The sequence below is a fragment of the Streptomyces sp. NPDC057438 genome (genome assembly GCF_042802995.1).
Taxonomy (GTDB): domain Bacteria; phylum Actinomycetota; class Actinomycetes; order Streptomycetales; family Streptomycetaceae; genus Streptomyces.
Genome location: NZ_JBHVDD010000158.1, coordinates 1 through 9,551, shown reverse-complemented (window position 1 = coordinate 9,551; position 9,551 = coordinate 1). Strand labels below are relative to the sequence as shown.

8 protein-coding genes and 1 pseudogene are annotated in these 9,551 nt (G+C 73.3%); 2 read left to right on the top strand and 7 right to left on the bottom strand.

Features of this window, described 5'->3' with window-relative positions:
- Positions 1-146: 146 nt before the first annotated feature.
- Positions 147-830, top strand: a complete 684-nt coding sequence (locus tag ACFU5F_RS41360; RefSeq protein ID WP_383898720.1) for a hypothetical protein — start codon at positions 147-149, stop codon at positions 828-830.
- Between the two features lie 28 nt (positions 831-858).
- Here ACFU5F_RS41360 and ACFU5F_RS41355 read toward each other — a convergent pair.
- The 3 genes and pseudogenes from ACFU5F_RS41355 to ACFU5F_RS41345 form a co-directional block, all read right to left on the bottom strand.
- Positions 859-1,181: pseudogene (locus tag ACFU5F_RS41355) on the bottom strand (hypothetical protein); the annotation flags it as partial.
- 147 nt (positions 1,182-1,328) lie between these two features.
- Complete coding sequence (locus ACFU5F_RS41350) at positions 1,329-2,045, bottom strand: DUF5701 family protein (protein WP_383898719.1); 717 nt, start codon at positions 2,043-2,045, stop codon at positions 1,329-1,331.
- A 96-nt stretch (positions 2,046-2,141) separates the two neighbouring features.
- A complete protein-coding gene (locus tag ACFU5F_RS41345) occupies positions 2,142-3,170 on the bottom strand; it encodes a sulfotransferase (RefSeq protein ID WP_383898718.1) in 1,029 nt (342 codons plus the stop codon).
- Between the two features lie 117 nt (positions 3,171-3,287).
- Between ACFU5F_RS41345 and ACFU5F_RS41340 the strand changes: the two genes are divergently transcribed.
- Complete coding sequence (locus ACFU5F_RS41340) at positions 3,288-3,587, top strand: hypothetical protein (protein ID WP_383898716.1); 300 nt, start codon at positions 3,288-3,290, stop codon at positions 3,585-3,587.
- 64 nt (positions 3,588-3,651) lie between these two features.
- On the opposite strand, the gene ACFU5F_RS41335 is transcribed toward ACFU5F_RS41340, so the two are convergent.
- From ACFU5F_RS41335 to ACFU5F_RS41320, 4 genes are all read right to left on the bottom strand, one after another.
- Positions 3,652-5,427 (bottom strand): ABC transporter permease subunit, encoded by a 1,776-nt coding sequence (locus ACFU5F_RS41335; protein ID WP_383898714.1) that lies wholly within the window; start codon positions 5,425-5,427, stop codon positions 3,652-3,654.
- A gap of 6 nt (positions 5,428-5,433) precedes the next feature.
- Positions 5,434-6,957 (bottom strand): ABC transporter substrate-binding protein, encoded by a 1,524-nt coding sequence (locus ACFU5F_RS41330; RefSeq protein ID WP_383898712.1) that lies wholly within the window; start codon positions 6,955-6,957, stop codon positions 5,434-5,436.
- Positions 6,958-7,085: 128 nt separating this feature from the next.
- On the bottom strand, positions 7,086-7,943 hold the full coding sequence (gene fdhD / locus ACFU5F_RS41325; RefSeq protein WP_383898710.1) for a formate dehydrogenase accessory sulfurtransferase FdhD: 858 nt from the start codon (positions 7,941-7,943) through the stop codon (positions 7,086-7,088).
- Between the two features lie 51 nt (positions 7,944-7,994).
- Positions 7,995-9,377 (bottom strand): L-serine ammonia-lyase, encoded by a 1,383-nt coding sequence (locus ACFU5F_RS41320; RefSeq protein ID WP_383898709.1) that lies wholly within the window; start codon positions 9,375-9,377, stop codon positions 7,995-7,997.
- Positions 9,378-9,551: the final 174 nt, after the last annotated feature.

The window sequence follows — 9,551 nt, the reverse complement described above, 5'->3', positions numbered from 1 at the left end:
GACCGCGAGGCCGCGGTCCGGCCCGTCGTCGGCAACGTGCACAATCTAGCCAGGACGCGCAACTGCCGACGGCTGAAACTCGTCCCTCGCTCCCGAGCCGGCACGGCCGACGGAGACCACGCACACCCACGATGGGGGACGAAACCATGATCCTGACACCGAGGCACAGCCGCCGCAGACCGGGCGCCGTCAAGGCGGCCGTGGTGGGTGTGTGCGCCGCGGGTGCGCTGAGCCTCGCCGGATGCTCGGGTGACGGCGGTACGGCGGACAAGGGCGGCGACCCGAAGCCGACCTCCGCGGCGACGAGCGGCACCGAGGACAAGGGCGGGGCCGAGGCCGGCACCACGGCCGACAAGCCCGACGCGAAGGCGTCCGAGGAGCCGGGCGACGGGGACAAGGCACCCGCGGACGCTCCGGCCGCCTCCAAGTCACCGGTCTCCGCCGCCACTCCCCCGGCGGGCGGAGACGGCGAGGTTGACGACTGCGACCACAAGATGCCGATCTCCCCGGACGAGATCGCGGTCTACCGCTACACCCCGGAAGGGGGGTTCCTCAGCCTGATCGTCAAGCACGGCAACTGGGGCTGCGGCACCCCCGATTCGGACGGCGCGCCGTTCGAGACCGTCGGCAAGGAGACCTTCATCCCGCTGGACCAGGCCGCCGACATCACCGTGACCGACCCCATCGTGGAAAGCACGGAGAACCAGCCCATCGGAGTCCAGGAGTTCCTCGACTGGCTGGAGGCCCACCCGAACTCCGGCCTGGTCTTCACCTACCACCTCGGAGCCGACGGCTCCATCGACCGCCTCGACGAGGTCTTCACGCCCTGACTCCCCGCCGCCGGACGGTCCTGCCCGCCCCGGCGCGGCCCGTCTTCGGGGCGCGCCGGCCGGTCATCAGGATGATCGAGAAGCCTGCCAGGAACACGCGAAGAGCGCGGAGGCCCGTCCGTGCGCCAGTTCCATGAGGAAGCCGGTCGTGCCGCCCTCGGAGGGGTCGGGGCCGACGTGGGCCGCGTACATCCCGAAGACCGCGAGCCCCCGGGCCCGATCCACACCGATCAGGCGGCCCACCGAGAGCCGGTCGCCTCGCGGGGCCTCGGGCCGTTCCGTGCCGACGGCCTCGTCCCGGCCGCCGGTGGCAGGTGCCGCGAGTGCCGCGGGGTCTGCGTCCTGGGTCATGCCTCCAGGCTGGGGAGTGCGCCGGGCCCGCAGTATCCGTCAGGTGTCCGGTCCCGCCCCGCCACCCGAGGGGGTGTCCCCGTGCCCCATGGCGCCCCCGGTCGCCGGGGGCGCCATGGGGCGTGCGCCGTCACACCTGGCCGGGGATCACACCCCGGTGGCGGACCCGCCTCCCCGCCGGACGCCCGCACCCGCGCGGCCCGTCGCGGAGGCGAAGCCCAGCCAGGTGTGCCGGTTGCCCCACCAGCACCAGCCGACCTTGGGGGCGTCGCGGCGTTCGACGCCGTCACGCCCGGAGCCGTTGCTGATCCAGATCGCGGGGGTCCGGGCGTCCGGCGTGCCGTTGTCCTTGCGCAGCCGGGAGCCGATGGTCATGAAGCAGTGGTTGCGCTCCAGGATCTCCGGCTGCTGGAGCACCCAGTGGATGCCTTCGGTGAGCAGCAGCGGGGTGCGGCCCTCCTCGGTGAGGGCGGGCAGGGCCTCCTCGGGGCTCCAGTCGGCCATGTGGTCGCCCCGGTCGAGCCCGCCGACGAGGTGGAGGGGGGTCTCGGGGAGCTCGATGGCGGAGGGCGTGAAACGGTCGACGTCGGACATGTCGGTGACGACGAACCCGGGCCTGCCGTCCCGGCGCATCAGCGGCGCGAGGGCGGAGGCGGGGGCGAGATCCGGGTGGACGGCGAGCAGCACGCCGCCGCCGGGTGCCGGAGCCGGGGCGGCCCCGGCGCCCTCGGCGTAGGCACGCACCTCGTCGGCGGACAGTCCGGCGATCTCGTGCACGCCCAGCTCGATCAGTCGCTCGGCCTGTGCGCTCAGGGGCGGAAGTGCGGGGAGGACTACGGAGGTTGCGGGCGTGGGCTTCGGCACGATGCTCCCAGGGAGGACGACAGGGACGGACGCGGGGGCAACGAGGCGGCGCGCCCGAATGTTCCCGCCGCCCCCACCCGCCTCGTCACCGCGGGGTCAACGCCAGGCGCGGAGGGCGTGGTCGCCCCGCGCGCACTCCGCCCGCAGTTCGGCGAGTTCGGCGGCGGGCAGGCCGCGGGCCGAGCCGCGCCGGCTGTGGTCCAGCAGGGCGGACGAGGTGCGCAGCCACTCGGGCCGTGGGTCCACGCCGATGAAGTCCGCCAGCCGGGTCAGTTCTCCGGCCGGGTCGTCCAGCAGGTTCTCGTGGGCGAGGGTCGTGCGCCGGCCGGCGGGGAGACCCGCGAGGAACTCCGTTCCCTCGACGACGAGTTCTGACCACAGGACACCGAACGTGCGCAGGGGAATGCGGCGGTCGCGCACGAGCGCGGGGTCGAAGCGTTCGCCGAGCAGGGGCGCCAGGTCCGGGGGCAGCGCGCGGACGTGCTCGGGGGTCAGGTCGGCGAAGCTGTCGACGCCGGAGCGGGCCTTGATCTCGCGGAGCAGGGAGATCGCACGGTATCCGGGATGACGGCTCATGGACAGGGCGCAGTCCGGGCCGTCGCGGAACATGTGCACGAACCCGGCGTCGGGGAAGGCGTCCCGCAGCCCCGGCGCCCAGCCGGTCGAGTAGCCGGAGCGTTCCACGACGGCCGTGCGGCCGAACCGGGCACAGAGCAGGCCGAACAGGGCCCGGTGGTGTTCGGCGGCGGTGCGCACCGGCCACCGGGGGACCGCCGCGCCGAGGTCGTCGAGAAGTCCGTCCGGGTCGTCGGTCAGATGGGGCAGCACCATCAGGGAGAGGGCGGGAATGCCCTTCGTCTCGGAGGCGTACCGGCCGGGGACGCGGGTGTGGAGGAACTCCGGCAGCGGCACCCCGCTGCGGATCATCCGCTCGAAGTGCGGTGCGGGCCGGTGGAGCGCCTGCCAGAACTCCTCGCCGTCCACCTCGCCCGCGGGGAAGGACGCGTCGCCCACCGAGGCCATGTACTCGTTGAGGCTCAGTACGTCCGGGTGGGAGTTGAGGATGCGGGACAGCGCGGTCGAGCCGCTGCGTCCCGTACCGAAGACGAAGGTCAGAGAACGCATGTTCCCCCTTCTCGTGTCCAGCGTGGCGGTGTAGGGCGAGTCACGCCCCCAACACCGCCGTACGGCAGGTCGGTTGGCGATTTCATGGGGGCGCGCCCGAACCTTATGATCTTGGTCATGACTGTGCAGAACTCCGACAAGACACTCTCCCGCAAACAGCGACTCCAGGAGAAGCAGCGCCGCCAGCTGGCGGTCGTCGACACCGTGGACAAGGCCGAGGTCAAGGTCCGCAAGGCGGAGACCGAACTGGCCGTGGCCGTCACCGAGGCCGTTCAGATGTTCGGCGACGAGGATGCCGCGTCCGAAGCGCTCGACATGTCCGCCGAGGCGATCCGGCGCTTCCTGCGCATGGCGCGGGACGAAGCGGCGCGCGCCGGCGAGGTCGCCGAGACGGCCGAGGCGGCCGCCGCCTCCTGAGCGGCTGGAGCCTGGGGCGCGGGCCTCGACCACCCGTGGTCGGCACGCCCCCGGGGTTCCGGCGTCAGGCGGCGGGGGCCGTCCGGGGCCGGGTGCGGGTCCATGCCGTGACGGAGACGGACAGGACGGAGAGGAGCACGAGGGCGGCGGCCGGGCCGAGGACGGTCCAGGGGGCCAGTTCCACGTAGGGCTGGTTCTCCGAGAGCAGGCGGCCCCACTCGGGGGTGGGCGGCTGCTCGCCCAGGCCGAGGAAGCCCAGGGAGGCCAGGACGAGGACCGTGGTGGGCAGGCGCAGCAGCGCGTTGCGCACCAGCGCGGGCAGCACCGCGGGCAGCAGGTGGTGGCGCAGGAGGTAGGCGGGGCCCGCACCGAAGGAGACCGACGCGAGCAGGTGGCCGCTGGCCCGTTCCTGTTCGAGCAGGGCGGCCGCCTGCGCCGCGTACGGCGTCCAGGCCACCAGGCACACCGCGCACGCGGCGCCCCACCACGACGGTCCGGTCACCGCGGTCGTGAGCAGACCGGCGAGGACGGCCGGCAGTGTCGACACCACTTCGGTCAGCCCGGCCCCCACCTGTGTCGCCGTCCCGACGGCCAGGCCGACGAGGGCGCCCACCACGGTCACCACGAGGGCCACGCCGACCGTGCGCAGGGCCCCGTGTCCGAGCCGGGCCAGCAGGTCGCGACCGAGCGAGTCGGTGCCGAGAGGGTGCGCGAGGGACGGGGGCAGCAGCCGGGCCGTCGTCTCCACGTGGAGGGGGTCACGCAGCAGGCCGGCCACCACCAGGGCGAGCAGGGCGCTCGCGCAGCAGCCGATGACCCAGGGCAGCGCGCGGGTCCGTACGAGAGCGGGCGGGTGCAGGGCGGGCAGGGCGGCGTCCCGCAGGGCGGGGCCGAGCAGGGCGTGACGCACCGCCCCGATCGCGAAACCCGCGCAGACGCCGAGCAGGACCAGGGCCAGTGTCGCGGTCTGCAGCGGCGGCAGGTCCTGGGCGATGGCCGCGTCCAGCGCGAGCCGGCCGAGGCCGGGGATGTTGAAGATCCGCTCCACCGCGACCGCGCCGCCGACCAGGGCGACGACGGTCGGCAGGAGTTGGGGGAGCACCCCGGCCAGGGCGCGGCGCAGCGCGGTGCGCGCGATGCGGCCGCCGCGCAGTCCGGCGGCCCGCCAGGTCCGGGCCCACGGCTCGTTGAAGGCGGCGGGCAGGGACTGGTCGAGCAGGCCGCCGATCATCGCTCCGGAGGGCACGCCGAGGGCGAGGGCGGGCAGCACCATCGAGCGCGGCCCCTCCCAGCCCTGGGACGGGAACCAGCCCAGCCACACCCCGCACACCGTCGCCAGCAGTGAGGCGAGCAGGAACTTGGGCAGCGCGGCGAGGACGGCGGCGCCGGTCCCCGCCCGCTTGCTCCGCAGGTCGCGCCGCGCGCCGAGGCGCAGGGTACGGGCGCAGACCAGCGCGGCCACCACGACGGTGACCGCGAACGCGCCGAGCATGAGCGTGACGGAGACCGCGAGGGCGGTCGTCACCTGCGGCAGCACCGGTTCGCCCGACACCCAGGAGGTGCCCGCGTCCCCGCGCGCCAGTCCGGCTGCCCATCGCCCGATGTGGGCGAACGGCCCCTCGTCCAGACCCAGTTGCTCGCGTACGGCGGTCAACTGGGCGGGGGTGGGGTCCTGGTCGGCGGAGCGGGCGCGCAGCACGGTCAGGGCGGGGTCGACTCCGGACAGCCAGGGCAGGAAGGCGACGGCGGTCAGCAGCGCGGTCGCCGCCGTGACCCGGCCGGCCCCCGCGCGCCACCGGGTCGGGCGGCTCCGGGCGCCGGCCGACGGCATCGTGCTCATCGGCGGTTACTTCAGGTGGGTGTCGACGTCGACGAGGGAGCGCTCGCGGGGGTCGAGCAGGACGCCCTCGACATCACCGGAGATGCCCTGGACGACCTTCTCGTGGACCAGGGGCACGACGGCGTCGGTGCGCAGGATCTCCGCCTCGGCGCGCATGATCTTCTTCTGCCGCTCGGCCGTGTCGCCTTCCGCGGCGGCGGACTTGATGGCCTTGTCGACCTCGGTGTCCTTGAGGCCCGCGATGTTGTAGACGCCGTCCCGGGTGAAGTCGCTGGCGAGGTAGGCCACCGCGTCGCCGGTGTCGAGGAGCGTGACCCGGGAGAAGACGAGGGCGTCGTACTTGCCCGCGAGGAGGTCCGCCTCCATCTGCGTGTACTCGCGCACGTCCTGCTTCACGGTGAACCCGGCCTTCTCCAGCTGCTGCTGGAGGACCGAGGCGGCCTCGGGGAGTTCGGCCCGGTTGGTGTACGTGGCCAGGCGCAGGGTCCTGCCCTTCGTCTCCGCCTTCACCTGGGTGGTGGTCGCCGCCTTCGCCCGGCCGGTCACCTCGACCCGCCGGTCGGCGGCCCAGGACACGGCCGGCCCGAACAGCCCCTGTGCGGGGTCCGCGTATCCGCCGAAGACCGAGTCGACGAGGACGCCGCCGTCCACGGCCGCACGGGCCGCGGCGCGCAGCCCCGCGTCGGCGAGGAGGCCGCCGCCGGTGTTGAGGATCAGGCTGTCGGTGCGTACGGAGGGCACCTCGTGACGCGTCTTGGCGTCGAGGAGCTTCGCCTGGGCGGTGGGGATCCACTCGGCGATGTCCACGTCGCCGCCGCGCAGGGCGTTGGCGCGGGCTGTGCCGTCGGCGATCCAGCTGACGTCGATGCCGGAGGTCTTGGCCTTGCCGCCCCAGTAGCCGTCGTAGCGGTCGAGGGTGGCCTTGGTCTTTCCGGTCAGCCGGGTGATCGTGAACGGGCCGGTGCCGGTGCCGACGGGGCTGACGGTGCCGTCGGCGGCGTACGCCTTCTCGGCGAGGATGCCGAGGGCGGGGCTGGCGAGCCGCAGCGGAAGGACCGGGTCGGCCGTCTTGGTGGTGATGGTGACGGTGTCGGTGTCGTCGGCCTTGGCGGTCAGCGTGATGTCGCTCAGGACGCGCGGCTTGGTCTCGGCCTCGTTCGCGTGGTCGAGCGCGTTGACGACCGACTCTGCCGTGACGTCGGTGCCGTCCTGGAAGGTGGCCTTGCGCAGCTGGAACACCCAGGTCGTATCGTCCTTCCGTGCCCAGGACTTGGCCAGGGCGGGTGCGGCGGCGCCGTCCTCGTCCAGGGCGGTGAGCCCTTCGGCCACGGACAGCTTGCTGAGCACGGTCGCGTCGTTGCTGTACGGCGACAGGGCCTGGACCGGCGGCACCGCGAGCGCTATGCGCAGGCGGCCGTCGGCGCCCGGCGCACCGCTCGCACCCGGTCCGTCCTCGCCGGAGACGAAACAGCCGGCGAGCATCGGGGTGAGGGCGAGCGCCGTCAGAAGGCGGCGGGGAGTGGTGCGCATGGTCGGTCCTGTCTGGCGGCGGGCGGATCGCGCCCCCGGCGCGCGGCAGCGGCGTCCAGAGGCGCGATCAGTCTATTAGGCAAGCCTTACCAAGCTGACAGGACCCCCCGCCGCTCGCTGAGAGGGGGTCAGGCGCCGGAGACGGCCGCCGCCTCCGCCCTCAGGTCGAGCCGGTGTTCCCCCGCGTACACGTTCATGGATCCGCCGCGGAGGAAGCCGACGAGGGTGAGGCCGGTCTCGACGGCCAGGTCCACCGCGAGGGAGGACGGCGCGGAGACGGCGGCGAGGACGGGGATGCCCGCCATGACTGCCTTCTGGACCAGTTCGAAGGAGGCCCGTCCGGAGACCAGCAGAACGGTTCGGGACAGCGGGAGTTCGCCGGACCGGAGCGCTCGGCCGACCACCTTGTCCACGGCGTTGTGCCGGCCGATGTCCTCCCGCAGGTCCAGCAGGTCGCCCTCGGGAGAGAACAGTCCGGCCGCGTGCAGTCCGCCGGTCCGGTCGAACACCTGTTGCGCGGCCCGCAGCCGGTCCGGGAGGAGGGCCAGCAGGCCGGGGGTGACCCGGACCGGGGGCGTGTCGGCGATGGGCCACCGCGCCGTGGTCCGTACGGCGTCGAGGCTCGCCTTCCCGCACAGGCCGCACGACGAGGTGGTGTACACGTTGCGTTCCAGGGTGATGTCGGGCAGCGTCACACCGGGCGCGAGCCGGACGTCGACGACGTTGTAGGTGTTCCGGCCGTCCTCGGTGGCGCCCGCACAGTACACGATGTTCGCCACGTCCGAGGCCCGGCTCACGACGCCCTCGCTCACCAGGAACCCGGCGGCCAGGGCGAAGTCGTCGCCGGGGGTGCGCATGGTGACGGCCAGCGGCCTGCCGCCCAGCCGGATCTCCATCGGCTCCTCGGCGACCAGTGTGTCGGGGCGGGTGCTCTCTACCCCGTCCCTGATCCGCAGCACCCGGCGTCGTTCGGTGACCCGGCCCATGGCCTCACTCCCAGTTCTGTCGTCGGGTCCGCGGCCGGTGCTCCCGGGCGCTCAGCACTCGATGACGTTGACGGCGAGGCCGCCGCGGGCGGTCTCCTTGTACTTGACCTTCATGTCGGCGCCGGTCTCCTTCATGGTCTTGATGACCTTGTCGAGGGAGACGTGGTGGCGGCCGTCGCCACGCAGCGCCATGCGGGCGGCGGTGACAGCCTTGACGGCTGCCATGCCGTTGCGTTCGATGCAGGGGATCTGCACGAGGCCGCCGACGGGGTCGCAGGTCAGGCCGAGGTTGTGTTCCATCCCGATCTCGGCCGCGTTCTCGACCTGTTCGGGGCTGCCGCCCATGACCTCGGCGAGGCCGCCCGCGGCCATGGAGCAGGCGGAGCCGACCTCGCCCTGGCAGCCGACCTCGGCGCCGGAGATGGAGGCGTTCTCCTTGAACAGCAGGCCGATGGCTCCGGCGGCGAGCAGGAAGCGGACGATGCCGTCCTCGTCGGCGCCGGGCACGAACTCCAGGAAGTAGTGCAGGACGGCCGGGATGATGCCGGCCGCGCCGTTGGTCGGCGCGGTGACGACCCGGCCGCCGGCGGCGTTCTCCTCGTTGACCGCCATCGCGTAGAGCGTGATCCACTCCATGGCGCGGGGCAGCGGATCGCCCTCGCTGCGCAGGGCGCGGGCGGCCGCCGCGGCCCGGCGACGGACCTTCAGACCGCCCGGGAGGATGCCCTCGCGGCCCAGCCCCCGGGAGATGCACGCCTCCATGACACGCCAGATCTCCAGCAGGCCCGCGCGGATCTCGGCCTCGGTACGCCAGGCCTTCTCGTTCTCCAGCATCAGCGCGGAGATCGACAGCCCCGTCTCCCGGGCGAGCCGCAGCAGTTCGTCGCCCGTGCTGAACGGATGGGGCAGCACCGTGTCGTCGAGCTTGATGCGGTCCGCGCCGGCCGCTTCCTCGTCGACGACGAAACCGCCGCCCACGGAGTAGTAGGTCTTCTCCAGCAGGAGGGTGCCCTCGGCGTCGTGGGCGAAGAGGATCATGCCGTTGGCGTGGTACGGCAGTGACCTCCTGCGGTGCAGGACCAGGTGGGCCGAGGCGTCGAAGGCGACCTCGTGGGCGGGGCCGATCTCCGCGCCGAGGAGACGGAGGCGCCCGGTGGCACGGATGCGTTCGACGTCCACGTCGGCCTGGGCGACATCGACCGTGTGCGGCTCGTTGCCCTCCAGACCGAGCAGCACCGCCTTGGGGGTGCCGTGGCCGTGCCCGGTGGCGCCGAGCGAACCGAACAGCTCCGCCCTTACGGCGGCGGTCTGGGCCAGCATCCCGTCCTGCTTCAGCCGCCTGACGAACATCCCGGCGGCACGCATCGGGCCCACGGTGTGCGAGCTGGACGGGCCGATGCCGATCGAGAACAGGTCGAAGACGCTGATTGCCACGCCACGCTCCGTGGAGTTGGAGGGGACGCACCGACCGGTGACGGCGCGTCCCCTGCGGGAGGTTGTCGGTTACAGGCCGGGGTACAGCGGGTGCTTGTCGGCGAGGGCCTTGACCCGGGTCTTGAGGGCTTCGGTGTCGTACGAGGGCTTGAGGGCCTCGGCGATGACGTCGGC